Source organism: Aegicerativicinus sediminis (assembly GCF_015476115.1).
Classification (GTDB): Bacteria; Bacteroidota; Bacteroidia; order Flavobacteriales; family Flavobacteriaceae; genus Aegicerativicinus; species Aegicerativicinus sediminis.
Window position 1 is genome coordinate 1,506,381 of sequence record NZ_CP064295.1, and the last position, 21,397, is coordinate 1,527,777.

Genomic DNA, 21,397 nt, shown 5'->3' on the forward strand with positions numbered 1-21,397 from the left:
TGATGAACCTCTTCTTCCCCCACGACCACAAACCAAGCCACATAAAATCTCTTGATGGTCTTAGAGGTCTTGCAATCTTATTGGTTTTGGTGGCTCACCTGCATCACTTCCATGACAATGAAATTTTCCATGTCCTCAGGTTCTATGGCAGGGCGGGGGTGTATTTGTTCTTCGTCCTATCCGCTTACCTTCTCGACAGGCAGATAATCGAAGTATTCCTATCAAAAAAAAGTTCTACCGATTATTGGAGATATTACGCCAAAAGAAGGTTCTTGAGGATATTCCCGCTTTATACCGTTGTGCTCATTATTTATCTCATTTCTGGTGTTTGGCTTGATGGCCCAGGGGATTTTGTAAAGCATCTATTTCTATTAGAAGGTAAGGGAGTATTCTGGTCAATACCTGTTGAGTTTAAGTACTATATTTTTTCACCGTTGATTGTATGGGCGTTCTACAGGTTTACGAAATGGAACTTGCCTCTTATGGTTGCAATAATGACATTTATATCTTTAGTATCACTCTTTCTGTTTTGGCGTAAGTTGATTGGTACCTCAGACTTTTTTCAATCCCTTCCCGCCTTCTTTTTAGGTACGTTTTTGGCCTATATCGATAAGTTCAATTCATTTGAGTACAAAAAATATTACAAGGTGTTCGAAGTGCTTTCTATTATTGGGTTGATATTGATACACCCTTTAATTTTTAAATATGTGGGGCTTAGGCCAAGAATGATGTGGGTAACATACCTATATTTTTCACCTGTACTTCTTGGGGGTATATTTATAAGTGCCAAATATGGACTATTGAAGAAACTATTTGAGGTGAAATCTTTGCGGTTCATGGGGGCTATAAGTTTCAGCGCATATCTGTTGCACCCAATAATAATTCAAGCAATAAATCTATTAGACTTGTCGCTTACAATAAAACTAATAATTTATCCCTTTATTTTGGTGGGAGTATGTATCGTGACTTATCGGTTTATTGAGTACCCAGCCTCTAAAACAAAACAATTAAAATTAACCACCTTTACGCGGAATAAATAGAATTATTCCCTATTGTTGGAATGTCAGATGTGTCACGAATCCTGTTAGAAAAAGGAATATTGATTGTTTCCAATAATCTCTCCAGAAGTCAGGATTATCTTTTCTCTTGGTCGCACGCATTTCCCTCCTTGACTTTCTAATTTCACTTTTAAGTGAATCGTTTGTGGCTTTCTGAGCCTTGATAATTTCTCGAAGCACATCATTGTTGGCTTTTTGACGAAGCTCCAGCTGAGTGTAGTTCTTGGTGGAGTTACAACTAACCAGTCCAGTGTTCAGAATCAGAATTAAAGTTAAAAGGTAGATGAAGGATTTCATGCTTATAGGTATTTGTTGGCTAAGAAGAGGGCACCTATGCAAAATGCGAATCCAATGCCTATCATTAGTATTGTTGGCGGGGCTTTAACTTTGGCATTTGAATTTCTGAAGCTTTCATCCACTTCTGAAGTTTGGTTATGTTCTAGATTGGTGTTTTCTCCAATTTCCTCAAAAAGGTTTTCTTTCGTACCGGTTGAATCGGTCTCCTTTTTATTGGTCTCAGAATTATGAATCTCAGCATTGGCCCCATGGATGGTAATGCTCTTACCAGTGTGATCTGTCACCGTTATAGATTTGTCTGGATCCGCTTGAGTCAGTTTCAAAATGCTATTTTTAGTCAGCTCCAAAACTTCCGAGGTTTCCACTTTTTTAATCTCAGCAGTCTTTTTTGAAGTTTTGACTGTTTCCGATTTCAGCTCAGTGTCAATCGTTTCCTTATAGCGTCCCCGCTCGGTATATTTCTGCTTGGTTCTGCAACCACTCAGGACGGCTAAACCTATTAGGATGATCAATAATTTCTTCATGACAGTGAGTTTAAGGCATTAAACAAGCAAAGAGCAGTTTGGTTTCTGAACTTATCGTCCAGTAGCTTCTCCAGATCACTAGATGTGGTCATGAATCCCATTTCGAATAACACTGCAGGGCTATAGGTTTCCCTCAGAACATGAAAATTGGCTGCTGCCGGTGGGCGCAATTCCAAAGGATATCCATTCGATTTTAAATGGGCAGTGAGCTTGTCGGCTATCTCCTTTCCAGAATTGGAATAATAGAAAAAGCGCCCTCCTTTGGCTTGATCCTTTACCCTGAAGGCATCCGCATGGATACTTATAAAAACTGATTTTTTTCCACGTACAAATATGTCTGCAGCGATCTCACGCTCACGCCTGCAGCGCTCCTCCAATGGCACGTCATACCATTCATTTGTGATGAAATAGGCCTCCTTGCCATTTGCCCAAAACAAGTAGGACAATTTATTGCCAACAGCTTCATTGACTGAATTCTCCTTAAGCTTCACTTTTCCGTTTGGCCAGTTGAATCCTGTGGATTCTTTTCCCGGCGTTTCATAACCATGGCCAGTATCGATTATCGGTATCATGACTGTGGAGTTTTACCCTTGAGATCATCCAGATCTAAAGTATTGTTGAACTTGGTAATCCGCTCCATTAATGCAGGTGGAGGGAATTTCTTTCCACTCAAGATGTATGCATTCTTTATGGCTGAAAAAGCTGGGTAAAGAAATACGGCCAATCGCATCACTATCAATAAATAACTTTTGACTATGCTGACTTCTGCAATCAAATGGTTAATCCCTTCAAATAGGAATCCCATTGCAATACATAGGCTGATTTTGATTACAAGGCCTTTCAGATTTTTCTTGACCTCGAAATCTTTGATTTGGAGATGAAAGATTGATCCAAGAATGTGGTCAATTACAATGGCCACCAATACCAAAACGATGTAATCGCCATTGGCGATCGTCCAGCTCGTAACTTTTTCGAATAGCCAAGCAATCAATCCGGCCGGAGCCGATATTATCAATAGGGATTTTAGCTTGGCGCTTAGGCTTCCAGTGAAGGCAAGCACTAGATTGTTAATGAAGAACATAAGCAGGTTGTTTAAAAAAGGGGCTTTCATTTTTTTGTGCGGTTTTCATTGAAGTTTATTACGAAAGACATTATTCTCTCTTCTGATGGAGGTTTAATGCAATATGCCAAGGACCAGAACTCAAAGATGTACATGGCCAATAGATCTTGAAAGTCTGAATAGTATGGGGTGAGGTTTTTCTTGAGGAATTGGTTGATCTCAAATTTCCCTGGACGATCGCGCTTCAGGTAATTCTTGACACCAATATGCTCATCGTGGAAACGACGGCACAATTGGGCTTTATAGGTTTCGGTGTATTTGGTTTTGGGGCTCATTTTGTTTTAATGTTCAAATCATAATTAGTTTTTTAGGTCAACGATTCCTTTTATTTCTGTGAGTTATAGTCTTTAAGGTTTTATGAAAGTCAAGTTTGAAGTCGCATTTGGGTCGGTGACTAACCCTAATAAATCAAAGCAAATCACAAGTCGTTCATCTGGGTTTTGAGCGTTGCAAACTATTTGCCCGATATGGTGATTGCTTCCGACATCGCTTAGATTTCCCAGTTTTCGCGTTGTATAAGTGTTGAATAAGTCCGAACTTTTATATTCGAATATTGGTTCGTCTGGGTCTGTTTTATCAATAACAAAAACGTAATCGAAATATTTGTCCCAACCCAATTGCACAAATCTTTCTTGACCTGACCAATGATAAAATGCAGGAAGAATCCCGCTTAAATCCTTATAAATCCAAGACCCGCCCGACATGGTGTAAAGCCTCAATTCTTGCGGCGTGACATAAGGGTTCCCGTCGTCGATGTTCCCTGTGTCAATGTCCGATAAACTGACAAGCAACCGAATCACCCCGTTCTTGACGCAAGCCCCTTCAAAAAAGACATCTTGTTCGGCGTCGGCTTGCTCAACAACCAAGCAAAAATTGTCAAGTTCCGTTTTGTTAACGGGCACAAGACCCGAAACATCTTTTGAAAAAGATTTTTGAAAGTTTTTCCAAACAACACCGTCTTCGCTTCTCAAAACATGGATTCCCGTTTTTGCCGATGTTCCATCGTCACGGATATTCAAGGCAACGAACAATTCGTCCGTGTCCGAATAGATGTCTTGGGTGTAAGCCCTTTTGTCGGCGTCCAAGGTATCAATGACCCTTTGTTCGGTGAAATTGTCGCCGTCGTCCAAACTGATATAAAATGTCCTATTTCGATAAGACGAGCTTGAAGGCAACCCCCTTGCATTTATCACGACGCGGGTGTCGGTTGCTTTTAGATGCGGATAGGAATGAAACCCGACGATTCTTTTTGTTAGCGTGATTGAACTTAGTGGTTGCGTTAAGTCTAATCGATAGTAAAGAAGATCGGTGTTGTGTCCGTCTGAATATCCAGATGAAGAAGATTGCCCAACTTCGCGCGTCAAGTGAAGGATTCCGCCTTGAATCCAAATTTGACTTTTTGGGTGTGTGTCTTGACGGTTTTGACCCGTGTCATCTTCAAGCGGTATGTCATAAGAATCAACAATCGAAAGGTCTGAAACTTGCATCTTGTAAAGGCGCGTCAAGCGATTCAAAGGGTTTCCGCCGTCGGTCATCATTGTGAAATAATAATGTCCTTCAAAGATTTTTGCTTGATAAGTGAAGAACGGGTCAAGGGGTTTGTGCCCCGCCGCTTCGCCGCTTGTGTCGTAATAAAAAAACACGGGTTCCGAAACCCCTTCACTTCCTTGTTGAATGATGCTTTGTATTAACATTTTATAAATAAGAATCAATTAACGATTGAACATCTGAAATTTCCGCTTCCTTATCCGATTTAAAGAAAACCACGTAAGACATGAACCCGTCTAAATAAGTACTTCCAATTTCAAACAAACCGCCAACTTGAAAAGGCTTTGATTCGCTTGGTCTGTTGGCGGGTGAAGTTCCCGATGTGCCCGCGACCCCGTTCACGTAAACGGTTGAATTTCCATTGTCAAAAAGAGTTGTTTTGTAATTCGTGTTTATAACGGTCGCGGGTCCGTCGACTTGGGTGTTGCTTCCGCCCGTTTCGTCTGCGACGACCGCCCGAATTGTATTGGTTGAATCATATCTAAATTGAAGCATCCTTTGCGGGGTTGTACCCCCGCCGCTTTGCAAGAAGTGTCCTATGATGTTTCCGTTGTGCGCCGATTTTGCGCGAACGTCCGCAAAAACCGAAATGTCGTTATTTCGCCAAGTATCGGAACCGCTTGATTGAAGATAGTCGTTCGAACCGTCGAATTCAAACATCGTTCTTCCGTCGTTGACGATCAACGCGCCCGCGTTCAACAATTTAGGTTGATTTGCGGCGGTTGCTTGTTCAATATCAAAAGAAGACCCGCCGTTTCCTTGGTTGTATAATTTAACGATGAAGACGTTGTCACTTCCCGCCCATGTCGTCAAATCGCCGCCCGCTTCAACGGGGCTTGACAAAGAAACCTTTCCGTTCGAATCGAATTGGACGTTGGTTGTCGCGTTGTCGCTTGACCGTCTTATTTCTACCGCGTTAACTTGTGAGCTTTTCATTTTAATCAAGCCCCAACCATATTCAAACGAATGACTTTCGAACAAGTAATCACCCGCAATCGCTTCAACCCTTTCCAAGACATCGCCGTTGTCGATCTTTATTGTGTAAGGGTCATATTCAACCCCCGTCGCGGTTGCGTTTATTGTGATTTGGGTGTCGCTTACAAATGTCCATGAATTAAAGGTTGCGCCGCCTGACATGGTGATCACCATGTTTTCGGAAAAGCCCGAACCGATGATCGTTAAGTCTTTCGCGACATCGCCTTCAATCAACAAGTCCGCCGAAACAACTGAAGGCGCGCCTAAATAACCCCCTTGAATATCACCCAAAACAGCGCCGACTAAGACACTCCCATCTAGTCTATCAAATAAAACAGATGCTAGATTTCCTTTATTAGCCAGTCTATGTATATTATCTACACCTCTTTTACCTTCCAGCCTTACGTTAACACCCCTGTGCCATGAAACGCCTCCAGACCCACGTCTTTTAAAATTTACTACATCACCAGGAACATACGTGCCTTTGTCGACAGTGATTTCAACATCAGTTTCTGCATTAACAGGATATACCTTGCTTAAACCTTTTCGAGTTCCTGAAATGGTTGTATTAGCCGTTATTTCTGTTTGTGGAAGAACTTGATCTCCAAGACCTCCACCAGTGCCACCTGCTACCCACTGGCTGTCTGAATTATCCCAGACATATCTCTGAACGTCTGTTCCTACACCTGCATCAACATCAGCATAATTACCATCACTTGCTGTTGGATGTGCTGCCTGAAGGTTGGCTAGAGAAGTATAAGTTCCTAGGAATTTGGATGATCCACTTCCTGCCAATGCATCAATCTCATCCTTCAGATCCTGAGCAGTACCAGTATATCCACCCCTAGTCAAATATCCCTCGAGGTTGATAGATGGTATCTCCTGGATCCTGATATAATCCATGAAGTAATCACCACCATTTCTTCTATTGGTTATGGTTATTCTGGTAAATGACTGAGTAGAGATATCAGTCAATGGTATGATTAAAGATTGGTAGTCCGTTACATTGTTTGGATCCAACCCATAATCTGTTCCTTCTATTACAATCGAACTAACTTGGTCAGGGCTTCCTAAACCAATTTCAAATTTGTAATTCTGTAGAACCCGTTGCTTGAACTTAATAATCAAGTTTTTCCCTGCTGGAGTTATCGGTGTGGATGACGTGAATGTGATGTTATCACCATTCGGTGTATTGTTGAACCAGATATCCTTCACCGAATCGAACGGATCAGTTTCATCCAATGGAAATATCGCACTCGATGCAGTTGTACAATCCAGTTCCCCACCAACCTCCTGTGCAAACTCATTGAACACCAAAGTGGTATTTACATCACTCGGTTCAGTTGTATTGGCGGCGACAGTAATAAATGTGAATTCAATCTGAGTCTCCACATCATCCAATACTGGTTTAGCGGCTGGTGTTGCAGCCACACCATTTATTACTGAAATCTGTGGAACTCCACCAACCAATTCAATAATAATTAGGTCAATCCGATTGTGGGTTGCATCAGCCGGATCCAAAGTGATCACCGCCTCAATCGGTGTAGTATAGACCACTCCATTAATCTGGTATTTCGTTGCGACAAATCGATATTGATAGCCAGAAATATGCTCAATGTAACCAGCCAAAACTCCATTCTTTTCACTTGATCCAGTTCCTCCTCCATCACCGGTTCCTGTTCCTTTGACAAATAGAATCGGCACCAATGCTTTCTGAAGATCTGATGCATTTCCAAAGCTTACTCCATCAACCGTAAACTGGTCATACCTTGTCCAGGGCACAATTTGGTGCTCAGTATCGTAGGCATTGAAAATCCTAAGCTTCGTGTCATAGATATCAGACATGAAATTCTTATGAAAATAACTTCCATTTACTGAAAAGATATCCGGTGCTACATTGTTAATGACTATCATTTTATGACTGATGTTTTAAACCCTGTGGTTTTGGTTGGTGAGTTACATTCATTGCAGCTATCCCAGCTGTCATACAGGTCAGTATTGCGCTCCACGTATCGCTTGAAATCGGCAAAGATGGTATTGGCATCCTCTTGATATTTATAGTACATGTTGCGCTTTTCCTGGAGCGTCATAGGTTCACTGTGAGGCGTCTTCTTAATTGAGAATCCGTGGCTTGTACTTACGTAGTTGCACTTCAATATGAACCTTGCATAGGTGAAATATGCCAATACATCACCGATACCTCTGAAGAAATAATTTTTGCTCTCGTAAGTATATGGACCACCTTCAATAGCCTTCTGCCAATCAGATGAATCAGCTCTATTTTCTACCAATTCATAGTAGAAATCCTCGCATAAAAGTGGCTTAAGGTCAAAATCCTGAGCCTCACGAATGAATACCTCGAATTCCTTCTCATTATAGCCAATGGCCACCTGAAGTATCTCTGAAACCTTTGCTTTATTGATTAACAGTTCCATCGTCTAACAGTGAATATTGTTTTATGGTCCAATTGTTGGTTGGATTGATATTTTCCTTATAGTTCCAGAACAGCTCAGAGAACAATCTCTCTAGCTTTTGGCGGTCTTTGGCGGTCAATGCATTGTAAACGGATTGAGCCTTTACAAGATCTTCTCCTGACGTGTTTCCTAACTTGCCGGCAACGTAGTCGATCAGCTGTGGAGGAATATTCTTAAAGGCCTTTCGAATGAAATTGCTGGAACTTTCTTCAAAGTGTTGATATTTCTCAGCCTTCACTTCATTTTTGATGGTGTCAAACTTGAAATTGCCTGACTTTTCGCGCTCATCGTCCCATTCGTCTTCAAGGATCAGTTTAGAACTGGCATTTTCTACTCCAGATAACTCCTTAATATTATTCTTGAAATTTCTCTCTTCAGTATCACTTGGAAATTTCCTGTGTCTAATGAATGTGATATCCTCAAAACACCGCTGAACGGTACTTTTATAGTACAAGCCCATGTGATACTCGACTTCAGCGAAATTGAAAGCCTTATCTATCAAAGGAAGCGGGTAAACGTACATGTCCTGCATCTTGAAGAACATGATCTGGCCCTTGTAGTTATGCCAGCCACCATCACGCTCTACTTGTGCCTGTATGACTTCAGGTCTTGGATTGTAAGTGTCATAGACATCGACATCCTGAGCCTTTAGGTCACGTCCCCAGCCATTAGGACTGACAACGATACGGCCACTGTAACCATCACTGTCTTCCTTGCCTACCCGGCACAGTTCAAATGGAATGATTTTATAAGAATCTTTTTCGAAATTGGCATTATAGCCGACACGGATAAATGCTCCTTGGTGCCTTGATACACTACCGGACACTTCATTGAGAAGGTCCTCTGGAGAAAAGTCCTTCCAGAAATCTTCACTGAGATTTACCTTAGCTAAATCCAATTCAAAACCTCCACCACTCAAGAATGTCTCGTAGGTCCAAGCACATTGGGAGGCTGTAGGGGAGAGGTCTATGACATTTTCCGTTATTAACGGTTTGAGGTTATCCTCGCCATTGAAGATAACCCCAAACCTTTTGTTAAATATCTTTTTCCGCTCCTGCTTATAAGCATTGGGGATACTGGATTTCATAGAGGATGTTATTCTTCTTCATCAGAAGCTTTACCGGATCCATTCTCATCAGTTTCCTCAGCATCAGCTGAAGCCTGCTTGGCAGAAATGGTTTCCTTGATATTCTCTATTAATTCGGCTTTGGTTTTTCCAGAAGCATCAGGATATTTGGCCTTCAACTCTTTCACAGTTAATTCAGAAAGGTCATCTGGGGCCAATAGCTCATCAATGTTTTTAGGCAGCTTCGCAAATAACACCTTGCGGTTTGGATTGGCCTTGATATATTTCAATGCAATTTCATCGGTCAGATTTGCATTGGAATAACTCTCGGCTCTTCCTCTTACGACGATCTGTGAACCGGCTTTTAAAACGAATTCGGATTTCTTTGTTTTTGCCATGGCAGTTTGATTATAGTTTTTGATTCGGTTGATATAGCCTCCGATCTTGCTCGTACAGCTGGTACATACTTCACCGAAAAGATTATAATAAGTATCGAAAACCAGTTTGAGATGATTCTTTACCAGTACATCTGAACTGGTTTTCTTTATGAACTCTACGTCACTCATTCCTTAATTAGGGAGCAACATATTCGTTAGCTGTAATCCAAGCTTCAGTCTCAGCCAAATCAGTTGGCTCAACACTAGCAGGCATTAAGAAAATCTTCTTGCCGGTTCCCTCTTCCTCATTCTCTTTAGTGGCAACAATAACATTACTCACACCACCATTCTCGTTGGTGTTCCAGTCATCGTTAATGATCACCATTCCAGATTCAAGGCCAAGGATGTGGTAAGAAAGCTCTCCGGCTTCACCAGTGTCGATGGTTTTCACGATGGTACCAACTCTAGCGCCACCAACTAATTCCTGAATTCTTGTAGACTCATCGTCTCCACGATACAGCACTGAGAATTCATCGGTATGGGTGTAGCCATTACCATAGTCACCGACAACCAAACCATGTCTTGCACGGCTCGATTTGTCATTACCTTCAGCTGGATAAATGAATGCTCCAGCTTTAAGAACCAATGCAGTCACCTTAGTGTTTTTGTTCACCATGGTTGTAGCCTCACGATCCACATCGTCCCAGTTGAAGTACCATTTTTTGGAAACTCCCTGCTTAGGCTTGTGGTTACAATTCCGGGCAAATAACCCGGCTAATTTATCATCACATGTTGGCATGATCTTATTTTTTGAAAAGGGAGCCGAAGCTCCCCTATGATTCTACAATTGATTAAAGAGCCGCTTTTAAGGCATAAGGGTTCACGTGCTTGAAGTCAAGCATGTAGTTGCCTTTGATCCAGAAAGTCTCATCAGCTCCGCCGATGTACTCGAATCTCAAGTCCGTCAAAGCAGCCTCGCTATCCACACCTACCTGTAAGAATTCCTTACGGGTGTGCAATGCGAAGTGTGGCAAATGAACCGCGCCTCCAACTAAGAAATCCTTAGCTTTCCAACGGTCATAGTTCACTATAGGCTTAAGCATCTGGCCATCGATCATCAAGTCGCCAGTACCTTTCATGGTCAAGTCAACATTCGATTGAAGGCCATAACCATTGGCACGCTTCACCCATTTCTGGTAGTTCTTGAACAGACGGTTAGATGACAATAAGATGTCACCATCGAAATCGTATTGATCCAAAACCTCTTCGTAGATGTTCAATCCATCTTCTGCAGCGAATGTGTACTGAGCAGCTTGAGTGACAGCATCATTCTGAGGCAGGTCAATGAACTGATCAGCAAATTCTGGCAAGGTTGCCAAATACTGAAGCGTTGGGATCAAACCTTTTGAAATGGTGGTGTAGTACTTAAGATAAGTAGCCTCATCCGTTAAGATATCCTGAGCATCCATATCCTCATCACCGAGCAATACGATACGCAACAGGTCCAACTTCATTGCCTCAACAACTAGATCTTGGATGAACATAGCCAACTCAGTTTCACCTAAGTTTTTGATGTCATGCCCATTGGCCAATGCCCACTGAGTGAACTGACCCATAAAGTCATCATAGCAATAGTTTAACTTCACCTCCTGAAGTTGTGGGTTCCAGAACTGGCTAAAGGCTGGGAAATCGGGAGAAATACCAGCACCTCCACAACCTGCGGATTTAGTGGTAACATATTCAAACCCTTTCATGGCAGCAACTTGCTGGCCACCTTTAATACCAGGAACGATGTTGAAGAATTCATTTGTCTCCTGATGGAACAGTTTGTTGACAATGATTTCTCTAGTGTCTTGGATGAATCTCTCATCCGTAGCTAACAGCTGAAATGCAGTTTTTAATTCCATGGTTTATTAGTTAGATTTGGATTTATCTTTCTTCTCGCGCATTTCCCTGGCTTTGTCAGGATCATACCCAGAAGCGAATTGTTCTTTTTTCGGGTTCTTAGGCTCAGCTTTGTAATCCGGACCGTTTGACTTCACAGTCTTGGCCAGATTGCTGAACTTCTCATTCAAGGAATCTGAAACCAATTCAATGGCATCCTGATTCTCTTTAAGATCTTTTTTGTAAGCTTTTTCGAATTTGTCGAATCGAGTGATCAGACTATCGAATTTGCTCATCATGTCAGACATGGTTGGCTCTTCCTCCTCTGAGGGAGCAGGCTCAGCGGCTTTGATGTCAGCGATTGCTCCGCCTTCAATGGTCCAAACTGAACCATCTTTGGTGGTATGCTCTCCATCGGCTAGTGCCTTTCCATCGGCATCAGTAACCTGATCACCAACTTTAGGGGCTTCATCCTCGGTAATTACCTTGACAATGTCACCGCTGGCGAGAGTTTCCTCGATGTCGAAGGTTTCCTTTTTACCGAGTTTCTTCTTTAAGTTGTCTAAGAAACTCATATCAAATTGTTTGTTATAAATGGTTAAGTAATTGCTGTAGCGTTCGAAGAAATCCTGAATGATTGAAGGATCCTTCTGTATGGTGGCAAAAATGTTAGGATTGGTGTCTAGGAATTCAGTCACGATCACCCCAAGGTCATCGGAGTTGCTGAAAAGCCCATCGGTAGCGGCTGGATCATCCACCACATCAGAGGCTAGAATGCCATTGTAGATGTGACTGTGGTAATTTTTTCCCTCAAATCGGATTGGATCCTCTTCAAATTCTGGGGTAGGGATGTGGATGGAATTTCCAAACATGTCACCATTTGACTCGGCCATATCCATGATGTATTCGAACATCGAAATACCTTTCCCTTCAACCTGAGTCTTTTTGGAAATTGGATCTAAATGAAGATCTGCAAATACCTTGTCGCCCTTAGCTTGAAAGTTTTTATACCTACCGATATATGATCCAAGAGAGGTGCTGCACATGTTGGGATGACCAAAACGAGATTTAACTCCTTGCTTTTGTTCATTGGCTCCATCAGCCAATGCCTTTAGATAGGTCTCTCCAAAATAGGTCCCGTTTTTATTGGTCCCCTGTTTTACAATCTGAACATTTTTTATGACACCGTTTTCACGATCAACATTGATATTCTTGGATTTTGAAAAAGTAGGATTAGACCTGAAGTGCATCCGAAATTTGATTTTCACCAAAATTATAGGCGCTTTTACCGTCGGACTAGGGAAAAAGTTTTCCCGAATGATTATATTTGAGTTATGAACGGTTTGATTTATATCCTTGCAATACTGGGAATTGCATTTGTCATCATGATGGTGGCAAGGGGATTATTGGCCGTTTTCTTTCCAAAACCGGATCCTAAGAATCCATACATCCAGATGCACCAGATCAAGGACACCAATGACAAGAACTATGATGAGTACTTGAATTGGTTAGACAAAAAAGGTCACGGTGTGCCAATACCTAAATTTGAAACTCCTGAGGATAAAAAGGCAAAGGATAAAATTAATAAGTATTTATAATTTTTGACATACGAACAAACACTTTCAATGTTCATTGATGGGCTAGAAAAGTCCAGATTAAATGCAATTAACTTAAAGGATGATGGTGACTTGTTGTTTCAAAATAATCGTTATAACAGAGCTTTGGCTTTATATCAGCTTTCATTTGAAGAAACTGGTAGGTTCTTCTTAATTCATAAACTTTTATTACGTCATGCTTTTGGATTTATTTCAGATGATCAATTTTCTTTTGATTACATTAAGAAGGAATATAGAAAACATGATTCAAGGGACGATTCAACTTGGAAAGGAATCCAGGATTCTATTAAAATTGGGACGGAAACAATGCAAAAATTATTGATTCATGATGAGGATCCAAAAGATCTTTTAGAGTTGATAAATACGTTTAAAAAAATGAAGTTACGTATGGCAAAAGCCAGAGAAACTTTCAGCTCGTTTCCAGACTATAAAAACGAATCATTATACGTTGAATTTAAAGGGTATCAATTCAATCAGCCAAGAATAATGAAATATCAAGCGGAAACTTATCAAGAAAAAGCACAATCTGGAATCGATGCGATGGATTTCACTAAGGGCATAATTGATGATTTTGGAGGCTATGGAGGACTAAAAAAATCTGTTGATCAGAATGAATTTTGAATTATTGTGAAAGTTTATTCACAATTTTCTTAATACTCGAACTGTCTTTAAAACCATAAACTTCAGCCAAAACCTCATACCTACACTCCTTACATAATTCGGGATTCTCATGGAACCTTTCAAAAATTTCAATGTCACGCATGACAGTAGGTGAGATCACTCCCAGATCAGTGAGTTCCTTGATTACAGTTGTTTTATGTTTCAGCTTGGTGTATAGCATTACCATTTACCTAATGGGCAAGTATCATTAACACTTCGGACCTTTACAGAAATCGGACATTTACAATCGTTGCAATAGTGACCTTGAATCTCTCCAATCTGGGCTTCGGGTAGAACTGCAGCATGTTTGCCATATCTAATGTGAGGACAATCCACACAGATCTTAGCCCTTTTTTTTGCCTCCTCTAATACCAGGGTTTTATGGCCTTTTATATGAAGATAGTTGGTCCATCCATTCAATATGTCTTTTATCGTACTCATCAGAAATTGGCTCCCCTTGCAATTTCCTCATTTACTTCACGGTCAACTATTCCGGAGTAGGTACCGGCACTGGATCCGCGCATACTACCTTCCTGTGATCCTTGATAACTACCATCCCTGACAGCTTCCATTATTCGATCATAATCCATCTCGGGCATAGGTGCTGGACTATTGCCACGAATCACTTGGCCACCAGCTGCCAAATAAGATGATGGTGTCGATAATGCCACCCCACCATGTTTCTGATTGAGATTTGATAACAACGGTGTCAAAGCTTCTGAAGCTTTTCGATTCAATACCAACATCGTTTCATCCTTCTCAGCTTCAAAAGCAGTACCATCTTCGCCATAGAATTTAGTTCCACCTTGACTATGTCTGCGACCTCCAATTTTGAAAGCTCCACCACGAGCCAGTTTTGGTACAACCAACTTAGCAGCCTGAGCAGCTCCCTTTGCAATGATCAATCCAGCTTGTAAATATGCATTTGGTGCTAGAGCTGCAGTAAATGGATTGGATGCCAATACCGATGCAATGTTGAAAGCCTCAGTGGACTTCTGAATGGTATCGTTAATGATAGCTGCTAATGCGACTATTTTTCCCAAAGCACTCTCCTGGCCTAATAAACCAGATATGGCTTCAAAAGTTCTCTGGTTCTGCGCTATACGAAAATCTTCAACTTCCTTGGAAAGTTGCTTTTTGAATGCTGCATACTTTTCATTGATGGCGCCAATATCTGCTCCAGTCTGTTCAGCTGCTGCAACTTCCTGCTGTCTCTGGAATTCCAATTCTTCAGCACGCTTGGCAAATTCATTCTCAAAATTAGCCTGAGCAGCTGCTCGCTTATTCTCCAGATCAATCGCTTCTTTTTCTTTCTGGGCCTCATCACGTTCCTTTTGGGCTTCATCCAAGGCAATGCGGTTATCCTCATTGATTTGGTTAATCGCTGCATTAAATTCCTCTTGAGAAATGATACCCTGCTCCAATCTGGTGCGTTCAAATTCACGTTGTGCTTCGGCAATGCCATTAAGACGCTCCTGTTCGACTCGTAAACTCTCTTCACTAAAGAATAGATCAGCATCGATTTTTGATTGGTGATTCTGGATGTATTGTTCAAGTTCCCTCTCAGCTTCGGCGGTAACCACTTCACCTTGCTTTTGGAGAAATTCATTCTTTAACCATAAAAGCTCAGCATCATATTCGGTCTGGGTCAAATTTCTATTGGCCAACTCTTTTTCAAGAATCTCAGTTTCACGTTTATAGATTTCCTCCTCAACCTTTAACTGATCACGTAGATTTTGAGCTTTGACACCCTGCTGTTGAATGAATAGGTCTAACTCGGCTTTTTGTTGGGCAATGGCTTTATCGGCAATCTCCTTGGCTTTGTCAGCCGCTTCTTTCTGAAGTGCTACACGGTTGGTAAGTTGCTCCGATTCTTGACTGGTAATCCGCTCTTGTATATCAGCAATGTTGGTCAAGGCTTCGGCCTGAGCATCCAGCGCTTCTTTGGTTTCACCTTCAGCTTGTATCCTGAGATTGGCCACCAATAAAGCCTGCTCAGCAATCTTAAGCTCCTCATTCAATTGCTCCTTTAAAACGGCACCCAATTGGTTGTTAGCTTCGATACGCTCTTTGATGGAGAGGTTTTCATTGTCGCGAATCTGTCTTAATTTTTCGGCATCCCTTTGATATTCCAATTGGGTAAGTCTGGCCTGTCTCTGGTTCTTTTCCAGTTCAGCTTCGGCATTGGCCAAATCCATGGCAAGTTTTGCTCCTTCCTTAAATTCACCATAGAATTCTTTAACTGATTTTGCAGCCCCATCAAAGCCTAATAATTCCAGTCCGCTTGAAATTATATTGATGGCATCCTCTGCAGCCTTCGCTGCCAGTTCAAAACCTAATACAATGCCATCGATCAGGAATTCACCCAATGGCTCCAACCAATCCAATAGCTTATTAACCATGCCACCAAAGACTGAGAATACCTTGGTGATTTTATTGGTAGCTTCCTCAGATCGGTTCATGGCATTTCTCACCAATAGGAAAGCTCCGACCAATACGGCCAACAATGCTCCAATTGGTGTTGCAATGAAAGCTAAGGCTGATTTGGTTAGTCCAACGACTGAAGTGGTCAATGACTTTACATTATTAGTGACCAGCGGAGTGACGCCTCCAGCTTCTTTGGATCTAGTAATGAATTGAAGAAATCCACCGTTGAATAGATCCATCTCATCAAATGCCTCTTTAATAGAGTCCTTATAATTTCCGATGTTGATCTTCTGCTGCTCCAGTGATGAAACATTCTCCTTGATGAATTCTGTATTAACATCCAGTTTCGCGTTGATCGCATCCAGAGCTGCAGCACCTTCCTCGGTCTCAATATTCAATTCCTCGCGAAGCTCCCTAAGCTCTTTATTGTTTTGCTTTGCCTGCCCCAATGACACCACTTCTTTATCCAATGCCTGTGTCAGCTTCTGCTCAACGGTCAAGAAATCCTTGCTGCTTTCAGAAAGGTTGGAGACTAATTTTTGATTGAGCCGATATTCTGTACTGACTTTTTTAAGCCGTGCCTCAGTCTTGATATATTCCTCATTCTGCTCACCAACGGTCAGCTTCAAAGCTTTTAGATCACCGCGCAATGTGATTATCTCATCCTTGAGTTCAACGGACTTCTTGATGATGCCATCAACATCAATGTCCGCTTCAAATAATTTTATTTTATCTGCCATGATTTGGGTTAGTTTATAAAGAATGTTTTGTCATAATTTATCACGTCGGTCAATATTTGAAACCTATACCACCCTATTCCTTGATTAAGTTCTACATCAACTAGTACATGAGAACCTTCCGACAGTTGAGTTAGGTTGATAACTGTTTCTGAACCCTGCGGCACATTAGTTATGAAGTTTACATTCTGACATTTGAAAGTTCCAGTTGTAGGTGTAAAGTTTTCAAATATGTAAGTGATGTCTCTGTAGGTTGGAGAACCGGTGGTAGTGTCGTTATAATCCGGAACGAATGATAATCTTATATTTGGATCATCAGCTGGACAAGGCACAGCAGCTCCAGATACATCTGAAAGGTTTTCATTCGGATCATTGATCAACATTACCCAATAGCCACATTCACTATCGGTTATTGGGGAAGGCAATTCATAAATATGTTCGCCTGAACCTTCATCCACATTAAACACTACCTGAGGGCCTTTCGGCGTTCCGTTAAACTCTGATGTGTACAATGTGGCTGTGATAGTCACACCATCCTGAGGCACATAGTTAATGAAACTGAATATTGATCTAATTCCAAAATTGGTTCTGCTAATACCATCTGGAAACAGTGTGCTGCTGTTGATGGTTATAGCTTTATTTGGCTGTGGCAGCAAGACATTTGTTTCGGTCTCGGATCGCTCCATTCTGATCATCTCACATTTTGTCAATCTGCCTTCCTCAAAATCCCTGATTTTATTCAAAATGAAATAAGCGCCTTCCTGCTCAATGAATTTTGGTCTGGAGAAATCCACTTTCTCAACATCCACAGCAGTTAGATTCATTACCATATCCATGACCTTACTCTTATTGAGCACGCTGTAAATGGTTGGATAGAAATTATTGATCACCTCCTTATATGCCAATCCAGTGAAATCCTCAACCGGGAAGGAAGTCACGGCCTGATCTTCCTGAAACTGTTCGGATCCAACGGTGATACCAGCACTCACAGATCTAGACTTCATAATGTAGAATCTGCCATCCAATTCTTTGTACTTGAGTGAGCCATCATCCTTAACCTCTTTATCCCAGAATTTGTAAACGTTCACTTTTTGTCCAACTAGATCTACCTTATTTTTTTCCGGAGAATAGAGTGGGCTCTGATAGACTTTTTTCTCTGCAGGCAGATTCACATTTCCAACATACAGGAAGCCATCATTGTGTTCGGCTTCACGCTCGTTGTACTTATATGCAAATCGATTCTTCTGGCCATAACTGCCATAGATATAATCCTCACTGGTGCGCTTCACGAATTTCTTGCTCCAGTCTTCTGGATTATTATTGACCATCTCGGCGTGTTTCAAAAACTTGATATGTTTGTTGATGGTATCTGGATAGGCTGTAAGTGAAAACCTCACCATGACATCTGTCACGAAATCCCTGATTGACATGCCAATAAAGGCCTCTTCAAAGTCTACTTGGTTACCAGTGACAATATCTGCATCGATGGACATATCACCTACCACACGCACATTACCTAAGACTCCAAACGTAGTTCCTGAATGAGAAGGGTAGAGTTTGAAGCTCTGGCCGGCTGAAAGATTGATATAAAATACCTTGGTGATATCATCACCACTCTCAATTCCTTCAACTGCGGTGTAATATATTATTTCTCCATTCTCAAGAGTCTGTAAAAGAATGTCCAAAGGATCTGCCTCTGGTTGTGCCTCAATAGCCAATGAACCTGAAAACGTGAATTTATAAAGCCCATCCTGCAATACCGTAATGATCTGTCCATCTGGTGGCTGCTCAGGTGATTGCTGGCTAGATTCAAAATAAGCATTGTTAACCACTGGATTGTGGGTAAGAACATTCGAATACAGATACATGCCAAAAAAACTATTAGCATAATAACTCGGCGCTCCATCGAATTGCCATAGGTGTACATCCAATGTGGCTTGGGTATCATCCCCAATAGATTTAGGATAGGAAAGCCATAAGTCCAAGAAATCATCAGTCGCAAACACATCACCTTCAAAAGTCCATCCGATATATTCAAAGAGCTTTTCCCAGAGATATTCCACACTGGCACTTGGTATCAAATAATCAATATTGAGCTTGACAAGATCGTAGACCATCTTTCCATTATAATCGGCCACATTGTATCGATAGGGCAAATCTGGATCAGTCCACGTACCCACTACGTTTGTAAGGTTTTTGAGATGGTTTAAATCAGATATTCCCATATCCGTAAGAGTCTTGTTCTCAATGGCCTTGTAGAAATCAATCATGCCGTCATAAACATAGATATCATAATCGTGGCCCGCTGTCTGCTTCACGATGGCCCAGCCTTTATAAACCAATAGCTCCTCATTCTCACCCCAAAGGAATGCATCATTCTTCTGATAAGGAATGTTTGATTGATTTCCGGGGATGCCTAAAAAATTAAAAGCCCTAACATTGTTGGGCGTGCCTGGTACGGTTAGCTTGTTGGTGAAATTAGTCTGCCTTGTATCTAGGTCACCAATGTCATTGACCTGTTTGGTCTGCTTGATCCTGGTACCAGCATAAAGATCGATTCTATATCCATTGATCAGAAGCCTCATAACAAAGTGGCATTGGTTCTGAAAGGAAGGCCTAAATCAATCTTCACATCATTGAACATCCTGCCAGGCTCTTCCACTTTAAGGCTTCGGTTAAGACATTCGATCTCCACCCATTGATTAGGCTGAGCCGATTTGTTGATGGAATACGGCTCACCAGTAAATAGATATACTTTAGGACTTTCAATGATCTGACGTAAAATCCGCATGTCTTGAGCTGTCACCCTACGAGCTATACAGTTAAGTGTCTCAAATGATTCCTCGACTCCAGAATACTTGATTGGTGAAATGGTATTCTCGATATTGTTGAAATCATTGGCAATGGATTCTAATCCTCTGGCATCCAAACTGACTGACTTTCTTTTATTGAAAAGCCAATAACTCCAGCCCCCCCAATTATTTCTGAACTTCACATATACCCCACAATCTGATTCAATTCGATTGATATAGACCGTCAATGGAGATTCATTCAAATGCACCCCTGGATCATATCCGGGTCTGGTGATCTGCAGCTTATTGATGCCTGTCTTTAATGGCAGATAATCCGCAATGGTGAGATTTGAAACTGCATCAGAGAATGCAATACGGTTAATTATTGCTCCACCGGGAATGGGAACATCGATATCCATACCATTGGATTGGTTCAGAATGTTCATGTTTCCAGAAGTAATGGAGTAGATGCTAATATCAAATGGATAACCCTCCCAATAATTGACAAAATATTCAGTTTTCTGCCTTTCCTTAGGCACCTGAAGCATGAACAAACCAAGCTGTGGAGATTCCTGTCTTTGGTAGTCAATCAGCTGCTCAGCTCCAACCAAAAAAGTATAGTTCTTATTGATGGTCACTGGATCTGCATCAGAGAAATTGATGGTAATATCCAAACTGATATCATACTTCACTTCGCTGGTATCGTCATGTACTAGATCAGCTACAGCTGCTCCCATATCTAAATCCACCATATCAGCTAGATCATTCTGTACAGCCAAGGCTTTTAGGTGCTTTCTGAAATCGAATGTGAAAATGCCATCATTGGGATCAGGATAGATGCGATCCACAAATTCAGTACAAACTATATCAGCAAAAGTTGGTGTATTCCCACCGTCATCATGGAACTTGATGATATTCTTATTGAACACCCATAGGTGTTTAGTGGTTGAAAGGGATTGGTCAAAAACTATCATGCTGCTGTTAGTTCGTTTTTAAGTATGCCAACAATGTCAGCTCTCAAGCGTGATAGAAATACATCACCCAGCTCATCCAACATTTTTGGGATTACGGTTTTTATGAAATCATCAATTACAGAATTAAGAACCTCGCCTTGGTTGTGCTCGTTTGGTACCTTTATGCCTTGTGTGGCCACTTTGTGGGCAATGGCAAACGACATCCGTTTAGGCTCTTCATAGAATATTGCCGGCAAACCTTCCTTAACTTCGATCCATTGAAGCATGAAGGGTGCAAGCTTTCGGTAATCAGCCGGACCAGGTCCACGCCCATGCTCCATGTAGTAGGAGTGTGGGGCTCCATACATGATCAGTGAGGACTTTGTCACCTCGGCTTCTAAAGATTCTTCGAAATCACCAGACGCACGAAGCCCAAGCTCATCATATTTGTCGATGAACATGCCCCGAAGGATATCGAGGTATTTAAAGTATATGGCTTCTTGCTCTTGATCCATTACTGATTCTTAGGTCCTGAAATTGTATAGTAAGTATTTATCCTTACTGTTCCAGATGAATCGAATTCTTCAGTTACCAATTCAACATCCTTTTTAATTCTATAGGAATACACTTCCTCAATGACTTCACCTTTCTTTAAATGTGAAATGATTAGTTCAACGATGGAAATCTCCTCATACTTTTCCTTCTCTTCGATCTCCATCAGATAATCTTCGAAGGCTTCAAGCAATTCATCGGTTTTATATTTTGTATTTGACCCCTTGATTTTTTTCAAGATGATGACCATCATGAAAAATGAAATAACCATTCCTGAAATCACACCGAAGCCCATGGCAAATCCTTTTAAAATCTCTATCATGACTTTAACTTTTTA

Annotated in this window: 22 protein-coding genes; 3 read left to right on the forward strand and 19 right to left on the reverse strand. The window is 41.3% G+C overall.

What is annotated here, in order from left to right; genetic code table 11:
* Positions 1–2 precede the first annotated feature (2 nt).
* Positions 3–1,040, forward strand: coding sequence for an acyltransferase family protein (locus tag ISU00_RS06475; RefSeq protein WP_228853235.1), 1,038 nt, complete (start codon positions 3–5; stop codon positions 1,038–1,040).
* 317 nt (positions 1,041–1,357) lie between these two features.
* Here ISU00_RS06475 and ISU00_RS06480 read toward each other — a convergent pair whose 3' ends face one another.
* The 12 genes from ISU00_RS06480 to ISU00_RS06535 all read right to left on the reverse strand — a co-directional run bounded on the left by ISU00_RS06480 (position 1,358) and on the right by ISU00_RS06535 (position 12,573).
* Positions 1,358–1,879, reverse strand: a complete 522-nt coding sequence (locus tag ISU00_RS06480) for a hypothetical protein (protein ID WP_228853236.1) — start codon at positions 1,877–1,879, stop codon at positions 1,358–1,360.
* Positions 1,876–2,451 carry an N-acetylmuramoyl-L-alanine amidase gene (locus ISU00_RS06485; protein WP_228853237.1) on the reverse strand — a complete coding sequence of 192 codons (576 nt, stop codon included), beginning with the start codon at positions 2,449–2,451 and terminating at the stop codon, positions 1,876–1,878. Before ISU00_RS06485 ends, ISU00_RS06480 begins: the two co-directional genes overlap by 4 nt.
* The gene (locus ISU00_RS06490; protein ID WP_228853238.1) at positions 2,448–2,960 is read right to left on the reverse strand and encodes a phage holin family protein; all 513 of its coding nucleotides are present in this window, start codon (positions 2,958–2,960) and stop codon (positions 2,448–2,450) included. The genes ISU00_RS06485 and ISU00_RS06490 overlap by 4 nt, the downstream gene beginning before the upstream one ends.
* A 26-nt stretch (positions 2,961–2,986) precedes the next feature.
* Positions 2,987–3,274: a hypothetical protein gene (locus ISU00_RS06495; RefSeq protein ID WP_228853239.1), complete on the reverse strand. Its 288-nt coding sequence runs from the start codon at positions 3,272–3,274 to the stop codon at positions 2,987–2,989.
* Between the two features lie 72 nt (positions 3,275–3,346).
* A complete protein-coding gene (locus ISU00_RS06500) occupies positions 3,347–4,711 on the reverse strand; it encodes a hypothetical protein (RefSeq protein WP_228853240.1) in 1,365 nt (454 codons plus the stop codon).
* Complete coding sequence (locus ISU00_RS06505) at positions 4,695–7,436, reverse strand: LamG domain-containing protein (RefSeq protein WP_228853241.1); 2,742 nt, start codon at positions 7,434–7,436, stop codon at positions 4,695–4,697. Before ISU00_RS06505 ends, ISU00_RS06500 begins: the two co-directional genes overlap by 17 nt.
* Positions 7,433–7,957 carry a DUF6712 family protein gene (locus ISU00_RS06510; protein WP_228853242.1) on the reverse strand — a complete coding sequence of 175 codons (525 nt, stop codon included), beginning with the start codon at positions 7,955–7,957 and terminating at the stop codon, positions 7,433–7,435. Before ISU00_RS06510 ends, ISU00_RS06505 begins: the two co-directional genes overlap by 4 nt.
* Positions 7,938–9,083, reverse strand: coding sequence for a hypothetical protein (locus tag ISU00_RS06515; RefSeq protein WP_228853243.1), 1,146 nt, complete (start codon positions 9,081–9,083; stop codon positions 7,938–7,940). The genes ISU00_RS06510 and ISU00_RS06515 overlap by 20 nt, the downstream gene beginning before the upstream one ends.
* Positions 9,084–9,091: 8 nt before the next feature.
* Positions 9,092–9,628: a hypothetical protein gene (locus tag ISU00_RS06520; protein ID WP_228853244.1), complete on the reverse strand. Its 537-nt coding sequence runs from the start codon at positions 9,626–9,628 to the stop codon at positions 9,092–9,094.
* A gap of 7 nt (positions 9,629–9,635) precedes the next feature.
* Positions 9,636–10,238, reverse strand: coding sequence for a hypothetical protein (locus tag ISU00_RS06525; RefSeq protein ID WP_228853245.1), 603 nt, complete (start codon positions 10,236–10,238; stop codon positions 9,636–9,638).
* 52 nt (positions 10,239–10,290) lie between these two features.
* The gene (locus tag ISU00_RS06530) at positions 10,291–11,346 is read right to left on the reverse strand and encodes a hypothetical protein (RefSeq protein ID WP_228853246.1); all 1,056 of its coding nucleotides are present in this window, start codon (positions 11,344–11,346) and stop codon (positions 10,291–10,293) included.
* Positions 11,347–11,352: 6 nt separating this feature from the next.
* Positions 11,353–12,573 carry a hypothetical protein gene (locus ISU00_RS06535; RefSeq protein ID WP_228853247.1) on the reverse strand — a complete coding sequence of 407 codons (1,221 nt, stop codon included), beginning with the start codon at positions 12,571–12,573 and terminating at the stop codon, positions 11,353–11,355.
* 84 nt (positions 12,574–12,657) lie between these two features.
* On the opposite strand from ISU00_RS06535, the gene ISU00_RS06540 reads away from it, so the two are divergent.
* Positions 12,658–12,921, forward strand: coding sequence for a hypothetical protein (locus ISU00_RS06540; protein ID WP_228853248.1), 264 nt, complete (start codon positions 12,658–12,660; stop codon positions 12,919–12,921).
* 3 nt (positions 12,922–12,924) lie between these two features.
* Positions 12,925–13,560 carry an AbiV family abortive infection protein gene (locus tag ISU00_RS06545; RefSeq protein WP_228853249.1) on the forward strand — a complete coding sequence of 212 codons (636 nt, stop codon included), beginning with the start codon at positions 12,925–12,927 and terminating at the stop codon, positions 13,558–13,560.
* Between the two features lies 1 nt (position 13,561).
* On the opposite strand, the gene ISU00_RS06550 is transcribed toward ISU00_RS06545, so the two are convergent.
* The 7 genes from ISU00_RS06550 to ISU00_RS06580 all read right to left on the reverse strand — a co-directional run bounded on the left by ISU00_RS06550 (position 13,562) and on the right by ISU00_RS06580 (position 21,382).
* On the reverse strand, positions 13,562–13,780 hold the full coding sequence (locus tag ISU00_RS06550) for a hypothetical protein (protein ID WP_228853250.1): 219 nt from the start codon (positions 13,778–13,780) through the stop codon (positions 13,562–13,564).
* Positions 13,780–14,040 carry a hypothetical protein gene (locus tag ISU00_RS06555; protein ID WP_228853251.1) on the reverse strand — a complete coding sequence of 87 codons (261 nt, stop codon included), beginning with the start codon at positions 14,038–14,040 and terminating at the stop codon, positions 13,780–13,782. Before ISU00_RS06555 ends, ISU00_RS06550 begins: the two co-directional genes overlap by 1 nt.
* Positions 14,040–16,484, reverse strand: a complete 2,445-nt coding sequence (locus ISU00_RS06560) for a hypothetical protein (protein WP_228853252.1) — start codon at positions 16,482–16,484, stop codon at positions 14,040–14,042. The genes ISU00_RS06555 and ISU00_RS06560 overlap by 1 nt, the downstream gene beginning before the upstream one ends.
* Positions 16,485–16,774: 290 nt before the next feature.
* Complete coding sequence (locus ISU00_RS06565) at positions 16,775–19,348, reverse strand: hypothetical protein (RefSeq protein ID WP_228853253.1); 2,574 nt, start codon at positions 19,346–19,348, stop codon at positions 16,775–16,777.
* Entirely contained in the window at positions 19,345–20,529 is a 1,185-nt protein-coding gene (locus ISU00_RS06570; protein WP_228853254.1) for a hypothetical protein, read from the reverse strand. Before ISU00_RS06570 ends, ISU00_RS06565 begins: the two co-directional genes overlap by 4 nt.
* On the reverse strand, positions 20,526–20,897 hold the full coding sequence (locus tag ISU00_RS06575; protein ID WP_228853255.1) for a hypothetical protein: 372 nt from the start codon (positions 20,895–20,897) through the stop codon (positions 20,526–20,528). Before ISU00_RS06575 ends, ISU00_RS06570 begins: the two co-directional genes overlap by 4 nt.
* Positions 20,898–21,022: 125 nt before the next feature.
* Positions 21,023–21,382: a hypothetical protein gene (locus tag ISU00_RS06580; RefSeq protein ID WP_228853256.1), complete on the reverse strand. Its 360-nt coding sequence runs from the start codon at positions 21,380–21,382 to the stop codon at positions 21,023–21,025.
* Between the last annotated feature and the right edge of the window lie 15 nt (positions 21,383–21,397).